This is a genomic window from Bacillus sp. ME78 (assembly GCF_903970865.1).
Taxonomy (GTDB): domain Bacteria; phylum Bacillota; class Bacilli; order Bacillales; family Bacillaceae_G; genus Bacillus_A; species Bacillus_A cereus.
In genome coordinates this window covers 128,748-150,906 of sequence record NZ_CAJCKK010000002.1, presented here as the reverse complement: position 1 = coordinate 150,906, position 22,159 = coordinate 128,748, and the positions used below count along the sequence as shown (strand labels likewise).

Below are 22,159 nucleotides of genomic sequence, written 5' to 3'. Positions count from 1 at the left end.
CATATTGTCTATATACATATACGCTAAAATAGAAGAAATAGAAACATATTAATGGGGGGCTAACATTGATTCTACACAAAGGAGATGTACTATTCCGTCAAGACGAGGACGGTCCTTTATACTTTATAAAAACAGGCTTATTAAAAGTAGTTCGGCTAGAGGAAGACGGAACACCATTTTTATTCAACATTATCGTTCCAGGTGAAACGATACCTCATCATTCTTTAATTTCACCGAAAGAATATCACGGTACAGCTATCGCTTTAATAAAAACAGAAGTGGAACCAATTACTAGTAGTGAATGGTATGAGAGACTTCAAGCAAATCCTGAATCATATGCCAACATCGCTATGCAATTGCAATCGAAATTAAGAATGATGCAACAACGAATTGATCAATTGACAACCGTCTCACCAAAAGAACGTCTTCATCGTTTACAAGAATGGTTCACATTATATTTAGGTGACATTCCTATATATGAAATATTAACACAAACTGAAATTGGTCAACTGATAGGCATACGCCGTGAAACAGTTAACCGTTTATTACGAGAACAAATAAAAAACGAGGTAAAATAAATACCTCGTTTTTTTATTTATTCTCATCCGTCTTATTGTAAGCTTGTTGCTGGGCCGAAAAATTCATAATGAATATGCTCTTGTTTCACACCTAAATCAGTTAGTGCAGCATTTATATGCTTCATAAATGCTACTGGACCACAGAAATAAAATTCTGCTTCAGTTGTCGGAATAATAGTTTTTAACCATTCGCTTTCAACGAAACCTTCTTTATCAAAGTTCTTCATTTCTAAATCTTTTTCAGTCGGTGCAGAATAACAAGTATATGCTTTAACTTGTTCATATTCATTTTCTACTGCCTTAACGTGTTCTTTCATTGCATGTGTATTACTATTTATTGCTGCATGAACAAAATATACATTACGTTTTGAATCTTGTTCAATTAACGTATTTAACATACTCATCATCGGTGTAATCCCTACTCCACCACTAATTAGTACAACTGGTAATGTTGAATCCATATTTAACACGAAATCTCCCGCTGGTGCACTTACTGGTAAAACATCTCCTTCTTTTACATGTTCATGTAAGTAATTAGACACTTTACCGTCTGGTGTATCTACACCTTTTTCTTTCTTTACACTAATACGATAATATTCTTTCCCAGGTGCATCAGATAAACTGTATTGACGATTATGTGTATATGTCTCACCTTCAATATTGATTTGAACCGTTACATATTGACCTGGGATGAATGAAGAAACTTTCCCTCCATCTTCAGGTTTCAAATAAAATGACGTAATAACATCGCTTTCCTTCACTTTTTTAACAATCACAAAGTTGCGGAAGTCTTTCCATCCACCTTCTTTATGTGCAGCTTCTTCATACATCTCTGCTTCAATGCTAATAAATGCATCAGCAATGACACCATATGCTTCTCCCCATGCATTTAAAACTTCATCAGGTGCACCTGCGACTTCTTTAATGGCACGTAGTAAACATGTACCTACAATCGGATAATGCTCAGCTTTAATACCTAAACTTCTATGCTTATGACCAATTTGTTTTACAACTGGAATAATTGCTTCTAAATTATCAATGTACGTTGCAGCTGCATAAACAGCATTCGCTAACGCTTGTTGTTGTCTTCCCTTTTTCTGATTCGTATGGTTAAAAATATTCAATAACTCCGGATGTTCCGAAAATAAAATTTGATAAAATCTCGTTGTAATTTCAACGCCTTTTTCTTGTAATAATGGTACTGTTGACTTTACGATTTCAATTGTTTTTGCACTTAACATTGTATCCCACTCCTCTATTTCCTTAACTGTTTTTAGTTTAACTGAATCTTATAATGCAGATTGTGATTTTAATCACTATTAACACGTTGTTTTTGTGAATAATATATGAACATTGCATTTACAAAAGAAAATAAGCTAACTAGAATTCTAGCTAGCTTATTATTTTGTTTGTATAGCTTGTTCAATTACCTTTCTATCTTTCCCATCACCAAACTCCGTATACCCCCAGATATTCGTTTCACCTCTATATTTATTTACGATAATATCCAAGTCATGATATACACGGTGGGCATACACTACATACTCAATATTTTGAAGTTCCACACCTTTTTTTACAATTTCATAGCTTCTATTTACATCGCGTTTTATTTTTTCATTCTTTATTTCCGTATGTATATTTTTTAAAGATGGTTCTTGTTGTTGAAACCATTGCTTAAATTGCTTCCAATCCCCGTCTGTATAATTCTCTGCTTTACCGTAATTTAAGAAATTATTATAGCTTTCATGTGTCATTCGAATAAAATCTAGCACTTTTGTCTCTTCTTGCACATCTTCTACTCGAGCTATTGTATTTACCTCAGCAGGCTTATTCGCATAATGTAACAGCACTTTCATAAGACTATAACTCGCAATGATCATTACGATAATAATCCCGAATACACTTAACAATTTCTTCATATACAGAACTCCTTCTCTACTAAAGATATTACAATGTATGACTATACTTGTAACATTCTCTCGTAGAAATATAATTCCTGTATTAATTCTTCCTATCATTTCGACAATATTTTTCTACACATTTCGTCTTGGCAAATGCTCCTGTAAAACAATATAACCTTCATAAGCTGTATAACCAAGTATAGCTATTAATCCGATATAACAAGCAAATACTGTCCATTTCGTTTTCGTATCCACTTTATAATAGTTTTCTTGTTGTTCCTTTTCTGTTTTCCATTCATTTAATTTTCTTTCTGACGCTTCAAATGCTTCTCTTATGTGAATAGTATACTCATCTTTTTCATCTTCATATGGAACATAATCTAACGGTTCAAACTTCGGTAAAAGATACTCTAACACTTCCATTTTTTGAAGTTCACCTATTTGTAACTCTTTTTCCCTTTCTCTTTGTCTTAATGCATTCATTTCATGATGCATCATGTATATAGTCCGATGTACAGCTCCAGTTTCTTTTAATTCCTCTTCAAGCCTAGCAACATATTCTTTCATTCCATCAATTTTATGCCCTAATTCCTTAATCGGCTCATCTCTCTTTATCACTCTGTATAATTCCATACAACCGATAATAACAATAAATCCTCCCAAAATACTTTTAAAGTAAATTGAATAGCCAAGTAATAAAATAAGGCCTGCTCCCCAAATTTTAGTACTGACAACTGAAATAATTCGCCCACCATCTAGCGGCGAAACAGGAATTAAATTAAAGAAATTAATCATACTTCCAAGCAAAATAACAAGCGCCCAAAACGGCTCTTGCGTCATTATATAAAGTGGAATCGCTGGTAAAAATGAAAGAAGTCCGAAAAGCGGCCCCATATAAGCGATGTAAGCTTCATCTTTCGCATTTTTCGGCATCTCTTTCATTCCAATAAGGGCCCCCATAAACGGAATAAAGATTGCTGGCGATGTTGGGATCCCCTTTCTTTTCGCAGCCCATAAATGGCCCATTTCATGAACAAACAACAAATAAATGAGCGCCACTCCAAATTTCCAACCATATAGAACTGCGTATGCGCCAAGCGATAGAAACATACTAAATACCGTTGAAAACTTTGCTAATTTAAAAATTGCAAATACCCACTTTAACTTAGACAGTAAAAATAGACCTATCGCAACAATAATTCCCCATAATCCTTTTTTATTATTTTTCATATTCCTCTCCTTTATCTCTCATTAATGAATCATATTCATTCATCAAAGCTTGTTCTTTTCTCTATTATGACATATTTTTTTCTATTGTTAGAAATAATGTTTATTTAATCCATTTTTAGCCAAAAATATAAATAAAGGAGGTATATACGAATGAATTTACAATCTCTCATAATAAGTGTTTTATCATTTTTAGCTTCAACTCTTATTTTTTATACAGTGAGCTATGTATTATTATTAGATTGGTTGCCAAATCACTTACTTATCACTCTTATCATTCTTTCCGCTCTTATGATTTCATTTCTTATTACACGAAAATCAATGAATGAGCCATCTGCAAAAGCAAAATAATAGAGAGGGTGTTCTTCTCCCCTCTCTATTATCATTTCCTAGGAAAGGCTACATAGAATTTCAATTCAGTTACAGCCAATAAGGATCTTATCTCAAAATTCAGTTGGAACAAAGAAGTTAAGCGGGAATCAATGCCGAATTGGCAAAGACTATTAATCAATGAAAAATGAGCATCCTCTGCCGATTAAAGTCTCACTTTATCTTTGAAAATTCATTTTTTCACCATACTCTTTAACGATTTGAATTATATTTTGAAACACGCCTATTTTTTCTTTTTCACTGTTTAATATTTTCAAATCATACTTTTCGTAATATGTTTCTAATGATTTTAATTGTGATTCTGAAGCACCTTTTATCGGAACAGTAGCATGCAATTCATATTGCTTATACCCTTCCTTTACTTTTTCACCTAAAATCATTTCACTCTCTTTTGCTCCAATTAATTTTTGAACTTTTTCTGGGAAAGTGAGTTGCAAATAATACTCTCGTTCCTTCACTAACTTGTCGTATAGTGATTGTGAAATCGTATACCGTACCATATAATTCACGTTTTGATCGCCCGCTTTAATATGAAACGTAGTAATCTGCAAATCTTTTTTTGTTACTTCCGTTAAAGGACCTACCTGCATCTCATCTTCTTTTTGTTCTGAAACATTTGGAAATATAGCCAAAAGCTTTTCCGTATCTTTTTCATTCAACATATACATAGCTTTCTTATATTGCACCCATCCTCGTCTATCTTCTCCCCTTAACCATGCATAATAAGTTTCTTTTTTCCCATCTCTACTAATTTGTATTTCATATTCAGGTTCACCGAAGCTTCCGGTTATTTCTTGTTTCTCAGCTTTATCCAAAATGTCTATTACTAACTTCGCTTCTGATTCCTGCAACTTTTTCTCTTTATGTTTTTTTTGTATAACGGTTACCTCTATTGTTTCTTTCACTTCATTCACCGTCTCTTCTACTTTTTTTGTTTCTTTTTTTTGCTCAGCTTGACCACAAGCTGCTAGTAACATAACAAATAACAACAATACATATTTCCCTTTCAAATTAATCCTCCTTTTACGATAAGAAATTCTTATAATCTTCATACATAAAACAAAAACGTGACATCCTATTAAATAAGTTATACTAATCATTGAAAGGAGGTCTTTATCATGTCCATTAATTTTCATGATCCAAATAATAAATACACATACGCAACAAGAAACGCTCATATTTCTTGGGCTGAAATGGTAAAAAACATTACAGACATACAAAACAAGCAAATAATTGATATTGGCTGCGGTGGCGGGATTTATACGAAAGAACTTGCTCTTATGGGAGCCAAAAATGTTGTGGGACTTGATTTTTCAAAAGAAATATTACAAGCTGCAAAAGAAAATTGCAGCAACTTTCCAAATATTTCTTTCATCCACGGTGATGCACATAATATCCCATACCCTAATGAAACATTCGACATAGTTATTTCTCGTGCAGTTATTCATCATTTACAAGACATTCCTACATTTTTATGTGAAGCTTCTCGTATATTAAATAAAAACGGTGTACTTATTTTACAAGATCGAACGATTGAAGATTGTACAGTTCCAGGAAGTCCCGAACACATTCGTGGATATTTTTTCTCTATATTTCCAAAACTCATTGAAATAGAGTCAAAAAGACGTCCAAAAACCAACACGATACAGAAAGAATTACAAAAACATTCTCTTCACGTGCTTCCCACACAAACACAATGGGAAGTACGAAAAATACATGATTCTGTAGAAGCATTGCTACAAGATTTATCTCCTCGAACAGGTCGATCCATTCTATATGAGTTAACAGATGATGAACTTTCTCAACTTCTACAACATATACAGACCGCATTACAAAACGTCTCTCCTATTATTGAAAGAGATCGATGGACAATTTGGAGCGCCATGAAGTTGTAAGGAAGGAAGCCTCACAAAATAATGTGAGGCTTCCTTTCTTTCATAATCTAATTTTGCAACACTCTTGATATCCTCCACTTCTGGCCTGTGCACTTCCACACTTCGGACATACTAAATATCTAGACTGATTTGTCAACAAACTACCTTTTTGAAAGAGTAAAACTTCTGCTTGTTTAAACGAACGCGAATAATATAACCACATAAAACCAATTATAGCAATAATGCCAAATAATACTCCCATCGCAAGCATTTCAGTCACCTCTTTTGGTTTGTTCTTTCCAGCAAGTGGATTGTTGTAATATTCTCTGTAAATTCAAATAATCCCTTCTTTACTCCTATAAATATCAACTTTCTCTATAAATTTTACAATTCTCCACAAATTTTTACTCCCATTTTACAATTCATTATTCCTTTTGCAACAACGAATATTACTTTCGATATTTCCGTATATAAATATATCTTTCAAAAAACATATTGACTTTCTAAAAAAAACATGCAACAATACTGTCAGAATACTTGAATAAAAATTCATTGACGAGAACGAGTACGTTATAGAACTGTTCCCCAGAGAGTTGGCGATTTGCTGAAAGCCAACGTTCAGTGCATAACCGAAAATCATCTCCGAGAAGTAGAACCGAATGTTACAGTAAGTTCTTACCGGCCGTCCCCCGTTACAAGGAACACGTATCATGTTGTACGTTGCAAAGCCGTATACATATAGATTTATTTCTACATGTGTAAATTAGGGTGGTATCGCGGGTAAATATAACTCGTCCCTTTCTTTAGGGACGAGTTTTTTGTGTTCTTACAAATGAATTTAAAAAAGGAGGAAAAACAATGAACACTGTATCAAAAAAACATATTTTTTTCACGGGTCTTATGCTATTTTCTTTATTTTTTGGGGCAGGTAATTTAATTTTCCCTCCCATGCTTGGACAAAACGCAGGTGAAAATTTTTGGCCAGCAATGATTGGATTTTTACTAACAGGAGTTGGCTTACCACTACTAACTGTTATCGCAATTTCTCTATCAGGAAATGGGATGCAGCAACTTGCAAGTCATGTCCATCCATTATTCGGAATTTTCTTTACAGTAGTTGTATACATTGCCATCGGTCCATCCATGGGCATCCCACGTGTTGCAAATGTTGCTTATGAAATGGGTGTTAGTTCTTTCTTACCAGAAACAATCCGCTCTAGCAGCCTAGTGCTATTTGTATATACAATCATATTCTTTACTATCGTATTTTGGCTGAGTTTAAATCCATCTAAACTTGTCGATCGTATTGGAAATATATTAACACCTATTTTATTACTCTCAATTTTCTTATTGTTTGTTAAAAGTGTCTTTACACCACTTGGGCAATCAGGACCAGCTATGCAAGAGTATCAAACTTCTCCAATCTTCAAAGGCTTTATGGAAGGGTACTTAACAATGGACACTATTTCAGCACTTGCATTTGGAATTATCGTTGTAAATGCAATTCGCTCTAAAGGTGTGAACGATCGTAAGTCCATTGCCATCGCCACAGCAAAAGCAGGGCTTATTGCCGCTACAGGACTCGTACTTGTATATGGTGCACTAGGCTGGCTTGGGGCAACTAGTGTCTCTCTCGGATATGCAAAAAATGGCGGACAGCTACTTACTGTTATCGTACAACAATTATTCGGTCCGTACGGTTTGCTCCTATTATCTCTTATCGTTACACTCGCTTGTTTAACGACATGCGTTGGACTCGTATCTGCGTGCAGCCAATATTTTTCAACATTATTGACTACATTTTCATACAAAACATTCGCGAGTATCATTTGCGCATTAGGATTATTAGTTGCCAACTTAGGTTTAACAAAAATTATCGCAATCTCTGTTCCAATTCTACTTGTTGTGTATCCAATTGCGATTGTACTCGTACTACTATCATTACTTCATAAATACTTCGGTGGATATCGCTCTGTTTATGTAGGTGCTTTAATCGGAGCAGCTGTAGTGAGCGTATTTGATGGATTAAAACAAGGTGGTATTTCAGTTTCATTCATCACACCATATTTTGAATTTATCCCTTTATATAATGAAGGAATCGGTTGGCTAATACCAGCATTAGCAGGAGCTCTTCTTGGCCTTACAATCGCTAAGTTAAGCGGTACGAAAAAAGTTCCATTACTAATCGAATCTAACGAAGTAAAAGCCTCCTAAAAAAACTCCCAAAAGGGAGTTTTTTTACATTTGATAAGCAGTATGATTAAAACTGCTTATTTTATAAGCTTTCGTATAATATTCAATATTTGTATCAACTGTTTCTACCTTGACAACATCATAGCGCTCTTCTTGCTTTACTAAAAATAAATAGTATTCCTCTGTTGCCTCAATAATCGCAATTTTATCTGTTTCAACATTATATTGTTCACAAAGTGCTTGTAATGCGTTCACATACTCCCCTAATTTTTTAGACTTATCCATTCCGAATATAGTTTGAACTAACATATACATTCTCCCCTTTATATGTACTGTTAACACCTTAATGATAACGCTTACATTATTTATCGTCAATAAAAACATTCGATGGTTTTAACGCCAAATCTATATTGTAGCGAGCCAATAATCAGCGAGGAATTCCCCGCCAATTAAAGCTTCACTTTATCACTTCGTTAATTGATGCCTAAATGCATAAATAACTGCCTGAGTACGATCACTTACATTCAATTTATTTAATATGTTACTCACATGTGTCTTTACCGTTTTCAGTGCAATAAATAACTCGTCCGCAATCTCTTGATTACTTTTTCCCTCTGCAATTAATAACAAAATCTCAAACTCTCTTTCCGTTAAGTCATCATGCAAAGGTTGCTCTTTCTTTTGACGCATACGGGACATCATTTTCCCGGTAACTTTCGGCTCTAATACTGTTTCTCCATCATAAGTAGCTCGTACAGCATCAGCAATATCACTTGCTCTTGATGTTTTTAATAAGTAACTGGTCGCACCAGCCTCAATAACAGGGTACAATTTTTCGTCATCTAAAAAGCTTGTTACAACTACAATTTTTGCTTCTGGCCATTCTTGAATAATAGCACGTGTTGCTTCGACACCATCCATCTCATCCATAACAAGGTCCATTAAAATAATATCCGGTCTTAATTGCAATGCTAATTCTGATCCTTTTCGTCCATTCTCAGCTTCCCCTACTACTTCAATATCTGGCTGTGTAGATAAATATGCCGATACACCCATACGAACCATTTCATGATCATCGACAAGCAATACTTTTATCATACTTCTCCCCCTCTCTCAATCATAATCGGTACTTTTACTTCTATTTGTGTACCTTTGGCCGGGAAACTAAGCACCTTGAGTGTCCCACCAATTTCATGAACACGCTCTTGCATCGATCTTAGGCCATATGAACCTGCCTTATTAACGCCTACTTCAAACCCAACGCCGTCATCAATAATTTTTAAAATCGCATATTGATCAATTTTTCGAAGGCGCACTTCTGTTTTCTTTGCCTTTGCGTGTCGCAACGTATTTGATAGCGCTTCTTGCACAATACGGAATAAATGATCTTCTACACCTTTTTTTAATTCTATTGGCTCAATAAGCCATTCAATTTTCATATGTTGTTTTCGCGATAATTCCGTTAATAATTCCTCTATACCTTCTGTCAGTTTCTTACCTTCCAATTGTACAGGACGTAAATGAAGGAGCAATGCTCTCATTTCTGATTGAGCATTTACAACCATATTTTCAACAAGTTGTAATTGTTTTTTTGTCACATCTGGAAATTCAGTTATTTGTTCATTAATCGCTGACATCATCATCGACATTGCGAAAAGCTGCTGACTTACTGAATCATGCAACTCCCTTGCTAAACGATGCCTTTCTTGAGAAATCGCTTCTTGTCTCATCTCTTCATTCCAATGAGCTCGTTCATTCGTTACTTTTTGAAAGAGTCCAGCTTGCTCCTCTAATCGACGAGCCAAAACGATTACTTTTCGTTCCACTTCATGAAATTCATCATCTGCAGTAAACGAAACATCGCTCGGAAAATTCCCTCGCTCTACTTCAAATAGAAACGTATTTAATCCTTGTATACGCTGCTCTATATAGTAACCGATTGCATATCCTACAATTCCCCCGATAAGTAAACTTGTAGTCATAATAAACAAGCCAATTGGAACAGAAGCGATGGATTCCTTCCATAATAAATCATACACTTGTTGCTCGCTTTTCCATACATATACAATTGTACAAATGAGTGCGATACTAACTGAGGACAACATAGAATAACGAATATACATCCACGAAATATTTTTTTGTTTCTTCATTATACTTTCCTCACTTCCGTGTCGCCTACGACAAGCGAAGAAATAATTTTAATACGACGAGGAGCCTCTTTATACTGCTCTGTTCTAAATGTAACATTGCGGTTAAACCCTGTCTCTTCATGACCTGGCAAGAGCACACGTCCGACAATAACAGAATGATTTAAAGAAAGTTCAATATCATATGGCACATATAAACGAATATTACCAACGACACCCCGAATAACAATTACCGTTTCCCCTTCTGGAATCATAGCAGTAGTTAAATCTATTTCCACATCACAAGCACCGTATTGAACATTAATATCCTCAAGTTCATAAATATGATCCATCATTCGTACATTGCCTACAAACATATTTTTCAAATATGGTTCTGTACGATATATTTGCTTCTCTTCGTCTATAATCCCTTTTTCTTTAATTTCAACCTTCATTGCTTTTTGCTGATGCCCTTGTTGAATCAATTGATAACCAATTAAAGCTAAACAAGCAAATACGACAAGAACAAATGCTGCTGATGAAAATAAGAAGAATAAAAATACGATACCACCAACAAATAAAAATACATTTCCCCGTACATAACGATTCTTTTTACGATAATGCCTTCCAAACATAAGCATAATAAATGCAAAAATGAGACCACCTGGTTCAAAATGTCCAAGTATCATATCAAGAAAAAGACCGAATCCAAATATGATGAGGAGCATCCCCATTAATTGTGTCTTTGAAAAATGTTTCTTCATTTCAGCTCCCCCCTTCTTGTCACATATACATAGAAGAAAAGGCATTGCTTTCCAACACCTTTTCTCCTATCACTATATCATAAGCCTGTTTTATAATATACTACTATTATTTTGTTAACTCTTTCGTTAACGATACATCATTCTTTTCTTTCATTTCACGCTCAAGTTTTGCAATTTTCATATCAAATGTGTCACGCTCATGTTCTTCATTCATACGAGTTTCTAAGTCACGAATGTGATCTTCAATTTCTTCAAATCGTAAGAACGGATTATTTTCATCCATTTTATGCATCGCTGTATTCATACGACGATTTGCATGTGCCATATTTTCACGTGCCATTAGTTCCATACGCTTTGCGTGCATTTCTTTTAATTTATTTTTCATTTCAGAAAGACGACGCTCTAACTCATCAATTTGCTCTACAACACCTGCATACATTTCTTCTAATCGAGTTACTTGCCCTTCATAATAAGCTACCTCTTCTAACGCACGTTCGTGCAATTGTAATTCGCCTGCTTCTTGAGCAATGATAGCTTGCTTTGATCTTTTGTTAACGAAATAACGTGCTTGCTCAAGCTCACGAGCAAAGTTAGATTTTAATGTTTTATGACGTTCAATTAACTTCTCAATTTTTGTTATTTCACGCTCACTATCACGTAAATATTGGTTTAACATCGCAATTGGATTTTTTCTTTCCTTCTCATCTAACACGTTATGAAAATCAGCTAAAATTGCATCGCGTACACGTCCGAATAAAGATTGTTTCATTATAAATCTTCCTCTCTTCTACTTTATTTATAATTTGATTTATTGTTTTAGTTTTTCATTAATTTGTTCCACTCATCTTCAAAGTTGCTATATGGTTTAGAACTTTCTGGAGCAGATTCAACAACTACATCTTTTTCTTTTTTCCACTCACGGTATCCGTAGTATAAAACCACTAAAGCAGCGATACCGATTAATGCTGGTGAATGAGAAAGCGCAATGGATAAACCGATTAAACCAACAATACCCCAAGCTAACTTTCCAAAAAATGACTTAGCTCGCACAAATGATTTATAGCTCCAATATACAACTCCTGCTCCGATTGCGAATCCTACAATACCAGCAAGACTACCAAGAGCAATTAAAGCCAAAATACCGGCTGCGATAAACGCTAGAAATTGTTTCATCTTGTGCTTGCCTCCCTTCGATTTGATACTCTTATCTTAACTATTTTTTCATCTTTCCATAACGAGCTTAAGAACCGTTTTTAACTCAGACTTAAGACCGAGTCATATTCAGCCCTTTACGCAAAAAAACGTGCAGAGTTTATTCTCTGCACGTTTTTTTTAATTACTAACATTCATATTAAATTAAGCTGTTTTATGATACTCTTTTTTCTCAGCTACTTTCGAAAATCTTGGAAATCCAATTAAAATAGAAACAATCCCACATACTCCAACTAAGATTGGATAAAATGCATATGGCAACAATTCAACCGGAGATAACGCTGCAAATCCTGCTGCCGTTAACATTTGGGCACCGTACGGAATTAATCCTTGTACACAACATGAGAAAAGATCTAATACACTCGCTGATTTACGAGGGTCTATTTCATATTGATCTGCAATATTTTTTGCAAGCGGGCCTGTAAAGATAATCGAAATCGTATTATTCGCTGTACACATATTCGTCATACTTACTAAACCAGCAATACCAAATTCTGCACCTTTTTTCGAACGAATATTACGTGTTAATACATTCATTAAATATTGAATACCACCATTATATTGGATTAATTCAACCATACCGCCAATTAATATAGCAAGTAATACTAACTCCATCATACCGCCCATTCCAGTCGTTACACTTTTAAAGAAACTTTCTAACGTGTAACTTCCATCTATAAGACCGATAACACCAGATAATACAGTTCCACCAGTTAATACAATAAGTACATTCCAGCCAAGTAGCGCTGTAATAAGTACTCCTGCGTACGGTAAAATCTTTATCCAATCAAAGCTATGTGCTTTAATTTGCGTGTCACTTCCTGAAGTAACTATTACTAATAGTACAATTGTAATAATAGCCGCTGGTAACACAATTAAAAAATTCGTTTTAAACTTATCTTTCATTTCTGTTCCTTGTGAACGAACAGCTGCGATTGTTGTATCTGAAATAAATGATAAATTATCACCAAACATCGCTCCCCCAACAACAGTAGCCATTGCAAGCGCAATTGAGATATCAGTTTGACCACTAATACCTACAGCAATCGGCGCTAATGCTGCAATTGTTCCCATTGAAGTTCCCATTGCTAATGAAATAAATGCACCAATAACAAAGATTCCAGCTACGATAAATCCTGGCGGTAAAATAGTTAACGCTAAATTAACAGTTGAGTCTACTCCACCCATTCCTTTAGCAGTTTCAGAAAATGCACCTGCAAGCACAAAAATTAATACCATAATCATAATATCCGGATTTCCTGCACCTTTAGCGAACCGCTCTACTTTCACATTAAAACTTTCTTTACGATTCATCACTAAAGCGACTCCTACAGCAATTGAAATTGCTACAAGTATCGGCAATTTATAGAAATCACCTGTAATAATTCCAGAACCAATAAATAGCGCCAAAAATATCCCAAGTGGTAATAAAGCTAAACCATTTCCTCTCGTTTCTTTCAAAGTACCATCTCTCCCTAGTTTCAACCTTTTTCTAATGAATAACAAAAGACCTCTTCCGATGAGAAGAGGTCTTATACATCTATAAGAAACGCTCTTCTCATCTTTCAAGCACATGCTTGCTGGATTTGGCACAGCACTCTGAAATCGAGTCCGCTGCCGAGGCATCGTAGGGCCAGTCCCTCCGCCTCTCTTTATAAGAAGGTTTCATATTTATTTTTTAATAATAATTTCTTCCCTAACTTTACTCGCTTACAAAACAAAAGTCAATTATTTTTTGTATAGATTTTTTTGGTAATTATACAAAAATTTGAATACAATAATCATTTTAACTTTTCGATTTCTTCTTCCAATATTGAAATCCAATAAAATTCACTATTTTTTATTGCTGCTAATATCCATTTCGTAGTGTACCAAGCTAACTCATACTCTTCCTTCGTGACATCGCCACTTTTATAAGCATCCTCTAGCTCCTCTTCATCTAATACATACACCTTACCGCTAGGTAATAATACTACATCTAAATATAAATCATCAAAATACGGTAAACCACGATCGTCTATTTCATATTCTTTCGTCACATCAATATAATATTGCACTAAATTGTGCCTATCATCTAACATAACTGTAATCGCAAAGTTCTTTCCATTAATGAAATATTGAACCCACGTATACCCATCACTTGCAATACAAATTTCTTTACCATCATATTCTTTACAACTAGGCTCTCTCACCTTTTTTATATCCAGTATTCCGAGCATTCCCTCTTCCACTTGCTTAAGCCTATAACTCTTTTCTATTAGTCTTTTCCACGAAGAACCGTCACCATATTTACGTTTCATTATGTATACTCCTCTTCTATATACAGAAAAGCTCCCACATATTATGTGAGAGCTTGTTCATATTATAATTAAGCAGCTTGACCCTTTTCAGAAATCTCTTTTAAATAAGCTTGTCCTTTTTCAGCGTCATATTGACCTTCCCACTTAGACATAACTACAGCTGCTAAAGAGTTTCCTACAACGTTAACTGCTGTACGAGCCATATCTAAAATACGGTCAATACCAGCAATGAACGCTAAACCTTCAGGTGGAATACCTACTGTACCAAGTGTCGCTAATAATACAACGAATGATACGCCCGGTACACCTGCGATACCTTTTGATGTAACCATTAATACAAGTAATAATGTAATTTGTTGTGTAATAGATAAATCAATACCGTACATTTGCGCCAAGAAAATAGCCGCAATTGCTTGATATAAAGTTGATCCATCTAAGTTAAATGAATAACCTGTCGGAATAACGAAAGATGTAATTGCTTTCGGACAACCGAATTTCTCCATTTTCTCCATGATTTTTGGTAAAACTGTTTCTGAGCTTGCTGTAGAATACGCTAAGATCAGCTCGTCTTTTAAAATCTTAAAGAATTGGAAAATGTTAATTCCAAATATTTTCGCTGTAAGTCCTAAGACAACTACAACGAAGAAGATCATTGCCCCATATACGACAATTAGCAATTTCCCTAATGGAATTAATGAAGCAAGACCAAATGTAGAAACTGTAACACCAATTAGTGCAAACACACCAAATGGTGCAAATTTCATAACTTGGTTTGTTACATAAAACATTGCGTCAGCTACACCTTGGAAAAATTGAAGAACTGGTCTTCCTCTTTCACCAATTGCTGCTACACCTAAACCAAATAGTACAGAGAAGAAGATAATAGCAAGCATATCTCCGTCAGCCAATGACTTCATAATGTTCGTTGGAACAATATTTACAAACGTATCTGCAAATGAATGACTTTGTACTTGCTCTGTCGTATGTGTATATTTCGAAATATCTGTCTTTGTTAACTGCTCCATATTTACGCCTTTTCCTGGTTGGAAAATATTCGCTATTAATAGACCAACAATAATTGCAATTGTTGTAATAATTTCAAAGTAAAGAATTGTTTTTCCGCCTAGTCGACCTAGTTTTTTAACATCGCCAACACCAGCAACCCCAACAACAATACTTGCTACAACAATCGGTACAACGATCATTTTAATTAATCGGATGAAAATATCACCAATTGGTTGTAAGTACTTCACAACAGCTGGATTATCAAAGAAAATCGCCCCAACCGCAATACCAAGCGCAAGCCCTATTAATATTTGCCATGCAAGTCCTATTCTTTTCATATTTGTTGTAACCCCCTCTTCGATGTGTCACTCTATCTCTCATTCTATCTCTATAAAACTAAGAAATTAAGAGTATTACATATTATTCGACAATTCACTACATTTTGTCCCTGTTAAAAATCATAAATCAAAATTTAAAATCTGACAACAAAATAACTTTGCCCGAATGCAAATAATTTTCTTGACAAAAAATAAACCCATGTTAGAAAACCTCACATGAGAACGATTCCTCACTAGTGTTTTATTAGCTTTCTAAGTACTATTTCACCCCATAAAAACTATTACTTTCCTCCTGTATTTTACAGATAAATCCCAAAATATACCTTTATTACAGCCATAAATAAAATGTAAGTACTATGACAATTAAAGTTGAAAAATGATAAATTCCGACAAAACTTAGCAATTTTATAAAGTTTTCTTTACATTATGATTACAACGATAGACACTCTTCTTCTTATGATATATAACATTCATAGGGAAAGGAGTCAGACAACTATGAAAAAGAAATTTGCAGCGTTTAGTGTTTTAGCAGCAGGAACGATTTTTGCTTCCCCGTTACTTTCACCCGTATACGCTGAAACAAATCAAGATAAATTATCTAACATTCAATCTGAATTAGAAGGCAAACAAAGTGACTTACAAAATAAATCAGTCGAGAAAGAACAAATAGAAAAAGAAATTCAAGAATTACAGAAGAAAATCGATGAATTAACTACTTCTATTAATAAAAACGAGGCTGAATTAAACGATACAAAAAAAGAAATTAGCAAAACACAACAAGTAATTACTGACAAAAAGAAACATATAGAACAATTACAAACAAACATAGATACACGTCAGGAAGTTATTAAACAACGATTACAATCTATGCAAGAAAAACCGCGTACAAATATCATTACAGAAGTATTAACAAACTCTACAAACATTGCTGATCTTGTTGATAATATGTACTCCGTAAGTTTAATATTAAACAACGATACAGATATTGTAAAAAAACAAACATCTGATCAAAATGCTGTAACTACAGAAAAAGAAGCTGTTGAGAAAAAAGAACAACAACTGAAAGAATCTGAGCAAAAACTAGAACAAAAACAACAAGAATTACAAAATAACCAACAGCAGCAACAGACTCTTATTAACGATCTACATACGAAAGTAGCAAAAGTAGATTCAGAGATTGAAGGATTAGAAGAATCCAAAGGCATTTTAGAAAATCAACGTCAAGCTGTGCAAAAAGCAATTGAAGAAGAAAAACGGGCCGAAGAAGCTCGTAAAGCGGAAGAAGCTCGCCAAGCAGAAGAGGCTCGCAAACAACAAGCTACTAAATCTGCTCAAGCAACTCAAGCAGCTCCAACACCACATGATACAAACATCGGTGGCTTTATCAAACCAGCAGCTGGATCAAAAACTTCCGGATTTGGTGTACGTTCTTTAGATAACCATAAAGGAATTGACATCGCCGCTTCGGGAACGGTTCCAATTATCGCTGCTGCAGATGGCGTTGTTATTCGCTCAGAATTATCATCTAGTTACGGAAACGTAGTGTATTTATCTCACCGTATAAACGGAAAAACATATACGACAGTATATGCTCATATGAATAGCCGTTCTGTATCGAATGGACAAACTGTAAAACAAGGCGATCAGCTTGGATTTATGGGGAACACTGGCCAATCATACGGACAACATTTACACTTCGAACTTCATCTTGGAGAATGGAATGTCGGCAAGACAAACGCAGTCGACCCATCTCCTTATATCGGATTATAAAAAACCTCGGTACCTACCGAGGTTTTTTATTTACACTTCACACAATATAGGCATTCTACATAGACTATAACTAAATGCCTATAGTTTACGAGGTGATCAATATGAATACGCAATTACAACAAAAAATAGAAGAAGCTAGAGCGACATTTATCGGCCGGATATTTACATTTGGCGGATCAGTTTTATTTTTAATCGGTTCATTCCTCGCAGTCACCACAGCCTATAAAGCGTATAATCGTCTATTACATTCAACAACATAAAAAAAGACGGGAGATCCCCGCCTTTTTTTATGCAAACATTTTAAATACACCTATCACATTTAAAAATACAATTATTACAGTTACCGGAATGACATAACGAAGTAAGAAGAACCAAATGTTAAATAACGTTTTCCCCTTCGTTTCCGTCACTTCTAATTCTTTCATCAACAACTCTTTACTCATTTTATTTGGTACAAATAATGAAATAGCTAGTACTCCTAACGGCAGCAATACGTTACTTACCGAAAAGTCGACTAAATCAAAGAATGTTTTCCCAAATATTTTCACGTCACTCATAATCCCAAATGATAACGCTGATGGAATACCGACTGCAAAAATAAGAATACCAATTAATAATGATGCTGACGGACGCTTCTTCTCATTACCTTTCGCAACAGATGCTACTACAATTTCAAGCATTGAAATTGCTGATGTTAAAGTCGCAAAGAAGAATAAAATTAAAAACATAATAAAGAAAAATTGACCAAATGGTATTTTTGCAAATACTGCTGGAAGGACGATAAACAGTAATCCCGGTCCTTCAGTCGGTTTAACTCCTAATGCGAAAATCGCTGGGAAAATTGCTAATCCTGCAAGTACTGTAACAAAAACAGTTAAACTTACAATAGATGTTGCCGATTTCGCTAAATGTTCCTCTTTCTTTAAATACGAACTATACGTTACCATTACCGAGGCACCTACAGTTAGCGAGAAGAAAGATTGTCCCATCGCATATAAAATTGTATCTGCTGTAAGCTTTGAAAAATCTGGTTTTAAGAAGAACTCTACTCCAGCAAAAGCACCATCGAGTGTTAACGCACGAACAATAATCGCAATAAATAAAATAAATAATAGCGGCATCATGTACTTACTTGCCTTTTCTATACCTTTCTCTACACCTTTACTTACAACAAAAATCGTACAAAGCATAAAGATAAATTGCGCTCCAATCGCACTTAACGGATTTGAAATCGTTTCACCGAACAATTGTCCATAATCAGCTACTCCATTCCAGAAACTTCCTGTCACACTATAATATAAATAAAGTAAAATCCATCCACCTACAACACTATAAAAAGATAGTACACTAAAACAAGTAACAACTCCCATACGACCAATCCAAGGATATAATTTGCTATTTGGCACTAGTACTTTATAAGCTGTAACCGCCTCTTTTTGCGTGCTACGTCCAATAACAAACTCCGCTATTAGAAGAGGCATACCTATAAATAAAGTTAGCAGTAAAAATACAAGGAAGAATGCGCCTCCCCCGCCATTACCTGCAACATATGGAAATTTCCATATCGCACCAAGACCTACTGCGGCTCCGGCTGCTGCGAGTACAAAGCCTATTTTCGACGTCCATTGCTGTGTTTCTTTCATCATAAATTCTCCTTTTCTGAATATTTAAACTTTTGTTAATTATACACTTTCATTTCATACTCGCACACCTCCTTTAGAAAATAAAAAAGTCCCCTACACGCAAATATGCATGTAGAGGACGATATATGTAATGTAAATACCGTGGTACCACCTCAATTGGATTGATAAATCCCACTTGTTCAAGTACAGGAATAATTCCGATACTCTATCCTTTTAACGGCGGAACCCGGGTTGCCTACTACAATGTTCAACATACCTCTCGCAAGCCCATTCTGTATAATTTATCGTACCGGGCTCCCACCTAACCCCAGCTCTCTGAACGCATCAAATATACGTACTCTTCTTGCTCATCGATTTCATCTATTGAAGTTACTTGTGATTATAAATTATATTTTTATATTTGTAAAGCGCACTTTATCTTTTATTATTTTAAAACCTTTCCCTCTAATTCTCGCAAAAAACTTTCTCTTTCTCTCTCGTTTTGCACATATACTGATTTCAACACTTCTTGGAGTAATATATTTCGTTCTCTCTTTTCTAACTGTAAATCTTTTAACTTCACCCTTACTTCATATAAAAAATCTAAATACAATTCATATGTCTCATCATATTTATTTGCAATCTCATCTCGAATTTTTTTTGCGAGCTTTGGGCTCGCTCCCCCAGTAGAAACTGCTATATTAAGCAAACCACGATGAATCGCTGCTGGAAAGTGAACATTACCACTTTCCGGATTTGTAATAACATTTACTAATTGATTCTCTGCGGCATCTTCAGCAACTTGTTCATTTAATATTGAATCACTACTCGCTGCAACAACTAAAAAAGCATTTTTAATATCACTTTTTTCATATTCTCTTTGATACCAACGAATTTTCTTTTCTTCCACAAGTTTTACTAAATTCGCATCTAATTCTGGACTGATCACAACTATATCCGCACCTTGTTTGAGTAAAGGAATAATTTTAAATCCTGCAACTTTTCCCCCACCAATAACAACAACGCGTTTCTCATTAACTCGCACTGTAAGTGGATACATACTGATCTCCTTTCAATAACTCCGTCGTTTTCTGAATTAACATATCTTGTAACGCTTCATTCTTCCCTAAATATGGACTGATTTTTATCTCTTCCAATGCATATTGGCGCACTTCTTTCTCAATATGTTTCATAAGTAAACCTGTAAATAACAAATAAGGTAGCACAACGATGTTCTCCACTTCCTGTTCTACAACTTCCTTCAATTTCCTCTCAAATTTTGGCTCCGCAGCCGCTAAATAACAAACCTCAACTTTTTTAATTTTCTCCTCAGCTTGAAATAAAGAGGCGATCCATTTTATATCTTGTAATACTTCAGGATCACTACTTCCTCTTGCAACGAGCAGAAGGGTCACTTCAGCCTTCCCTTCCTTTTCAATACCACTTCCGTTATATACTGATTTGATCAGTGTTTCTGATACACCAAACGGATTACCATAAGTCACTTTAACATTCGGATATTGATTCTTGAGCTTTACCAATTCAAATGGAATATCTTTCTTCACATGACCTGCCGCTAATAAAAAAACAGGGATGGCAATAATCTCCGTGGCCCCACGCTTCACACATGTACGAAAACCATCTTCAATAGAAGGATTCGCTAACTCTAAAAAACAAACTTCTTGAATATTCGCTTCTATACGACTCATACACGATGTAATAAATTGAATCGCCTCTTCTTTCGCTGTCTTCAAACGACTTCCATGACATATATATAAGACGGCTTTCATTTTACAACACTCCACTTACTTGATAAGCATTTTCCGTTTGCTTCTCAAACCAATGGATTTTTTCTCTAAAACGGACAACTTCTCCAATTACAATCATGCTCGGATTTTGAATTTGCTCTTTTTTCGCAACATCTACAATTGTTCCTAATGTCCCAACAACTGTACGTTGCATAGACGTCGTCCCCTGCTCAATAATAGCAGCTGGCGTACTTTTATCTTTTCCATGCTCCATAAGTTGCTCACATATGTAGGGCAAATTACTAACCCCCATATATATCGCTAAAGTCTCTACACCTTTCGCTAAACTTTCCCATTTCACTTCTTCTTCAGCACCTTCTTTCCTATGCCCAGTCACAATAGCAAAACTTGCACTTGCATCACGGTGCGTCACTGGAATACCAGCATAAGCAGGTGCAGCTATTCCAGACGAAATACCTGGGACGATTTCAAATGGTACACCTTGCTTTGCTAATACTTCCGCTTCTTCTCCCCCTCTACCAAATACAAATGGATCGCCGCCCTTAAGCCTCGTTACAACTTTCCCTTTTTTCGCATACTTAATAAGAAATGTATTAATTGTTTCTTGCTTCATCGTGTGATAATTCGGGAGCTTCCCGCAATAAATTAAATCCGCGTCAGGCTTTGCGTGTGAAAGCAGCTCTTTATTCACAAGGCGATCGTATAAAATAACATCTGCCTTCTCAATACATTTCAACCCTTTAACAGTAATTAAATCTGGATCGCCAGGACCCGCTCCAACAATATAAACCTTCCCCATCATCTCTCCTCATTTCTACTATTAAAATGAAACTTCCATTCGTATATAAGAATGGAAGTTTTTATTTTTTCGTATTACTAATCTCTACTCATGAATAACAAATGCTGCACCTTTTCGAATCTTCTTTTTTTCAAACAAAGAAATCTCTTTTACCTCTGGCAACGGTAAAAAATGTTTTTCAAGCTCAATCTCCGCAAGCTTAAATGCCTGTTCTTCACTTTGAGCAACAACAACAATCGGAACAATATCACTCACTAATACAGCTTCAAATCGATATAAATCCATATTGTC

25 protein-coding genes, 1 riboswitch and 2 other annotated features are annotated in these 22,159 nt (G+C 35.1%); of the genes, 6 read left to right on the top strand and 19 right to left on the bottom strand.

Translation table 11 applies throughout. The features are described 5' to 3' along the window. Positions 1–65 precede the first annotated feature (65 nt). Positions 66–578 (top strand): Crp/Fnr family transcriptional regulator, encoded by a 513-nt coding sequence (locus H6481_RS04435; protein ID WP_025118235.1) that lies wholly within the window; start codon positions 66–68, stop codon positions 576–578. A gap of 32 nt (positions 579–610) precedes the next feature. Here H6481_RS04435 and hmpA read toward each other — a convergent pair whose 3' ends face one another. From hmpA to H6481_RS04420, 3 genes are all read right to left on the bottom strand, one after another. After that, entirely contained in the window at positions 611–1,819 is a 1,209-nt protein-coding gene (gene hmpA, locus H6481_RS04430) for an NO-inducible flavohemoprotein (protein ID WP_000947339.1), read from the bottom strand. A 159-nt stretch (positions 1,820–1,978) separates the two neighbouring features. Beyond that, the gene (locus tag H6481_RS04425) at positions 1,979–2,497 is read right to left on the bottom strand and encodes a hypothetical protein (RefSeq protein WP_000735529.1); all 519 of its coding nucleotides are present in this window, start codon (positions 2,495–2,497) and stop codon (positions 1,979–1,981) included. A 114-nt stretch (positions 2,498–2,611) separates the two neighbouring features. Further along, entirely contained in the window at positions 2,612–3,709 is a 1,098-nt protein-coding gene (locus H6481_RS04420; RefSeq protein ID WP_023521488.1) for a site-2 protease family protein, read from the bottom strand. 150 nt (positions 3,710–3,859) lie between these two features. Between H6481_RS04420 and H6481_RS04415 the strand changes: the two genes are divergently transcribed. Next, positions 3,860–4,057, top strand: a complete 198-nt coding sequence (locus tag H6481_RS04415) for a hypothetical protein (RefSeq protein ID WP_001053359.1) — start codon at positions 3,860–3,862, stop codon at positions 4,055–4,057. A gap of 197 nt (positions 4,058–4,254) precedes the next feature. Here H6481_RS04415 and H6481_RS04410 read toward each other — a convergent pair whose 3' ends face one another. Continuing rightward, complete coding sequence (locus tag H6481_RS04410; RefSeq protein ID WP_182811088.1) at positions 4,255–5,106, bottom strand: hypothetical protein; 852 nt, start codon at positions 5,104–5,106, stop codon at positions 4,255–4,257. A gap of 108 nt (positions 5,107–5,214) precedes the next feature. Here H6481_RS04410 and H6481_RS04405 point away from each other — a divergent pair, with 108 nt between their 5' ends. After that, positions 5,215–5,991: a class I SAM-dependent methyltransferase gene (locus H6481_RS04405; protein WP_043924637.1), complete on the top strand. Its 777-nt coding sequence runs from the start codon at positions 5,215–5,217 to the stop codon at positions 5,989–5,991. 40 nt (positions 5,992–6,031) lie between these two features. Here H6481_RS04405 and H6481_RS04400 read toward each other — a convergent pair whose 3' ends face one another. Next, positions 6,032–6,241, bottom strand: a complete 210-nt coding sequence (locus H6481_RS04400) for a hypothetical protein (protein ID WP_000880630.1) — start codon at positions 6,239–6,241, stop codon at positions 6,032–6,034. A 272-nt stretch (positions 6,242–6,513) separates the two neighbouring features. After that, positions 6,514–6,772 (top strand) — a binding site (T-box leader). A 56-nt stretch (positions 6,773–6,828) separates the two neighbouring features. Between H6481_RS04400 and brnQ the strand changes: the two genes are divergently transcribed. Further along, positions 6,829–8,184: a branched-chain amino acid transport system II carrier protein gene (gene brnQ, locus H6481_RS04395; protein WP_001099168.1), complete on the top strand. Its 1,356-nt coding sequence runs from the start codon at positions 6,829–6,831 to the stop codon at positions 8,182–8,184. Between the two features lie 24 nt (positions 8,185–8,208). On the opposite strand, the gene H6481_RS04390 is transcribed toward brnQ, so the two are convergent. From H6481_RS04390 to gltP, 9 genes are all read right to left on the bottom strand, one after another. Beyond that, positions 8,209–8,547, bottom strand: coding sequence for a DUF3922 domain-containing protein (locus H6481_RS04390; RefSeq protein WP_072939635.1), 339 nt, complete (start codon positions 8,545–8,547; stop codon positions 8,209–8,211). Positions 8,548–8,628: 81 nt separating this feature from the next. After that, on the bottom strand, positions 8,629–9,261 hold the full coding sequence (locus H6481_RS04385) for a response regulator transcription factor (RefSeq protein WP_000598707.1): 633 nt from the start codon (positions 9,259–9,261) through the stop codon (positions 8,629–8,631). Continuing rightward, on the bottom strand, positions 9,258–10,313 hold the full coding sequence (locus H6481_RS04380; RefSeq protein ID WP_000744326.1) for a sensor histidine kinase: 1,056 nt from the start codon (positions 10,311–10,313) through the stop codon (positions 9,258–9,260). Before H6481_RS04380 ends, H6481_RS04385 begins: the two co-directional genes overlap by 4 nt. Then, complete coding sequence (gene liaF, locus H6481_RS04375) at positions 10,313–11,053, bottom strand: cell wall-active antibiotics response protein LiaF (RefSeq protein ID WP_000716094.1); 741 nt, start codon at positions 11,051–11,053, stop codon at positions 10,313–10,315. The genes H6481_RS04380 and liaF overlap by 1 nt, the downstream gene beginning before the upstream one ends. Positions 11,054–11,159: 106 nt before the next feature. Next, positions 11,160–11,822 carry a PspA/IM30 family protein gene (locus H6481_RS04370; RefSeq protein ID WP_000814127.1) on the bottom strand — a complete coding sequence of 221 codons (663 nt, stop codon included), beginning with the start codon at positions 11,820–11,822 and terminating at the stop codon, positions 11,160–11,162. A gap of 47 nt (positions 11,823–11,869) precedes the next feature. Next, a complete protein-coding gene (locus tag H6481_RS04365) occupies positions 11,870–12,226 on the bottom strand; it encodes a hypothetical protein (protein ID WP_000808640.1) in 357 nt (118 codons plus the stop codon). A gap of 183 nt (positions 12,227–12,409) precedes the next feature. Further along, a complete protein-coding gene (locus H6481_RS04360; protein WP_000665496.1) occupies positions 12,410–13,726 on the bottom strand; it encodes a Na+/H+ antiporter NhaC family protein in 1,317 nt (438 codons plus the stop codon). Between the two features lie 94 nt (positions 13,727–13,820). Beyond that, positions 13,821–13,926: riboswitch (SAM riboswitch) on the bottom strand. Between the two features lie 120 nt (positions 13,927–14,046). Continuing rightward, positions 14,047–14,565, bottom strand: a complete 519-nt coding sequence (locus H6481_RS04355; RefSeq protein ID WP_063546925.1) for a DUF402 domain-containing protein — start codon at positions 14,563–14,565, stop codon at positions 14,047–14,049. 68 nt (positions 14,566–14,633) lie between these two features. Next, entirely contained in the window at positions 14,634–15,908 is a 1,275-nt protein-coding gene (gltP, locus tag H6481_RS04350) for a glutamate/aspartate:proton symporter GltP (protein WP_000821130.1), read from the bottom strand. Positions 15,909–16,403: 495 nt separating this feature from the next. On the opposite strand from gltP, the gene H6481_RS04345 reads away from it, so the two are divergent. Both H6481_RS04345 and H6481_RS04340 read left to right on the top strand, forming a co-directional pair. Continuing rightward, a complete protein-coding gene (locus H6481_RS04345) occupies positions 16,404–17,678 on the top strand; it encodes a M23 family metallopeptidase (protein WP_000726083.1) in 1,275 nt (424 codons plus the stop codon). Between the two features lie 101 nt (positions 17,679–17,779). Beyond that, the gene (locus tag H6481_RS04340) at positions 17,780–17,938 is read left to right on the top strand and encodes a hypothetical protein (protein WP_001095997.1); all 159 of its coding nucleotides are present in this window, start codon (positions 17,780–17,782) and stop codon (positions 17,936–17,938) included. Between the two features lie 27 nt (positions 17,939–17,965). On the opposite strand, the gene H6481_RS04335 is transcribed toward H6481_RS04340, so the two are convergent. The 5 genes from H6481_RS04335 to H6481_RS04315 form a co-directional block, all read right to left on the bottom strand. Next, positions 17,966–19,321: a sodium-dependent transporter gene (locus tag H6481_RS04335; protein WP_053564908.1), complete on the bottom strand. Its 1,356-nt coding sequence runs from the start codon at positions 19,319–19,321 to the stop codon at positions 17,966–17,968. A gap of 111 nt (positions 19,322–19,432) precedes the next feature. Continuing rightward, positions 19,433–19,681, bottom strand: a binding site (T-box leader). Between the two features lie 64 nt (positions 19,682–19,745). Beyond that, positions 19,746–20,360: an NAD(P)-binding protein gene (locus tag H6481_RS04330; RefSeq protein ID WP_182811086.1), complete on the bottom strand. Its 615-nt coding sequence runs from the start codon at positions 20,358–20,360 to the stop codon at positions 19,746–19,748. Further along, positions 20,335–21,090 (bottom strand): sirohydrochlorin chelatase, encoded by a 756-nt coding sequence (locus H6481_RS04325; RefSeq protein WP_182811084.1) that lies wholly within the window; start codon positions 21,088–21,090, stop codon positions 20,335–20,337. Before H6481_RS04325 ends, H6481_RS04330 begins: the two co-directional genes overlap by 26 nt. A 1-nt stretch (position 21,091) precedes the next feature. Beyond that, positions 21,092–21,868: a uroporphyrinogen-III C-methyltransferase gene (cobA, locus tag H6481_RS04320; RefSeq protein WP_153591918.1), complete on the bottom strand. Its 777-nt coding sequence runs from the start codon at positions 21,866–21,868 to the stop codon at positions 21,092–21,094. An 84-nt stretch (positions 21,869–21,952) separates the two neighbouring features. Continuing rightward, positions 21,953–22,153: a DUF3906 family protein gene (locus H6481_RS04315; protein WP_000366918.1), complete on the bottom strand. Its 201-nt coding sequence runs from the start codon at positions 22,151–22,153 to the stop codon at positions 21,953–21,955. Positions 22,154–22,159: the final 6 nt, after the last annotated feature.

Coding starts and splice junctions, on each gene's coding strand:
- hmpA (WP_000947339.1), bottom strand. CDS start 1,819: ATGTTAAGTGCAAAAACAATTGAAATCGTAAAGTCAACAGTACCATTA.
- H6481_RS04425 (WP_000735529.1), bottom strand. CDS start 2,497: ATGAAGAAATTGTTAAGTGTATTCGGGATTATTATCGTAATGATCATT.
- H6481_RS04420 (WP_023521488.1), bottom strand. CDS start 3,709: ATGAAAAATAATAAAAAAGGATTATGGGGAATTATTGTTGCGATAGGT.
- H6481_RS04415 (WP_001053359.1), top strand. CDS start 3,860: ATGAATTTACAATCTCTCATAATAAGTGTTTTATCATTTTTAGCTTCA.
- H6481_RS04405 (WP_043924637.1), top strand. CDS start 5,215: ATGTCCATTAATTTTCATGATCCAAATAATAAATACACATACGCAACA.
- H6481_RS04400 (WP_000880630.1), bottom strand. CDS start 6,241: ATGCTTGCGATGGGAGTATTATTTGGCATTATTGCTATAATTGGTTTT.
- brnQ (WP_001099168.1), top strand. CDS start 6,829: ATGAACACTGTATCAAAAAAACATATTTTTTTCACGGGTCTTATGCTA.
- H6481_RS04390 (WP_072939635.1), bottom strand. CDS start 8,547: ATGTTTTTATTGACGATAAATAATGTAAGCGTTATCATTAAGGTGTTA.
- H6481_RS04385 (WP_000598707.1), bottom strand. CDS start 9,261: ATGATAAAAGTATTGCTTGTCGATGATCATGAAATGGTTCGTATGGGT.
- H6481_RS04380 (WP_000744326.1), bottom strand. CDS start 10,313: ATGAAGAAACAAAAAAATATTTCGTGGATGTATATTCGTTATTCTATG.
- liaF (WP_000716094.1), bottom strand. CDS start 11,053: ATGAAGAAACATTTTTCAAAGACACAATTAATGGGGATGCTCCTCATC.
- H6481_RS04370 (WP_000814127.1), bottom strand. CDS start 11,822: ATGAAACAATCTTTATTCGGACGTGTACGCGATGCAATTTTAGCTGAT.
- H6481_RS04365 (WP_000808640.1), bottom strand. CDS start 12,226: ATGAAACAATTTCTAGCGTTTATCGCAGCCGGTATTTTGGCTTTAATT.
- H6481_RS04355 (WP_063546925.1), bottom strand. CDS start 14,565: ATGAAACGTAAATATGGTGACGGTTCTTCGTGGAAAAGACTAATAGAA.
- gltP (WP_000821130.1), bottom strand. CDS start 15,908: ATGAAAAGAATAGGACTTGCATGGCAAATATTAATAGGGCTTGCGCTT.
- H6481_RS04345 (WP_000726083.1), top strand. CDS start 16,404: ATGAAAAAGAAATTTGCAGCGTTTAGTGTTTTAGCAGCAGGAACGATT.
- H6481_RS04340 (WP_001095997.1), top strand. CDS start 17,780: ATGAATACGCAATTACAACAAAAAATAGAAGAAGCTAGAGCGACATTT.
- H6481_RS04335 (WP_053564908.1), bottom strand. CDS start 19,321: ATGAAAGAAACACAGCAATGGACGTCGAAAATAGGCTTTGTACTCGCA.
- H6481_RS04330 (WP_182811086.1), bottom strand. CDS start 20,360: ATGTATCCACTTACAGTGCGAGTTAATGAGAAACGCGTTGTTGTTATT.
- H6481_RS04325 (WP_182811084.1), bottom strand. CDS start 21,090: ATGAAAGCCGTCTTATATATATGTCATGGAAGTCGTTTGAAGACAGCG.
- cobA (WP_153591918.1), bottom strand. CDS start 21,868: ATGGGGAAGGTTTATATTGTTGGAGCGGGTCCTGGCGATCCAGATTTA.
- H6481_RS04315 (WP_000366918.1), bottom strand. CDS start 22,153: ATGGATTTATATCGATTTGAAGCTGTATTAGTGAGTGATATTGTTCCG.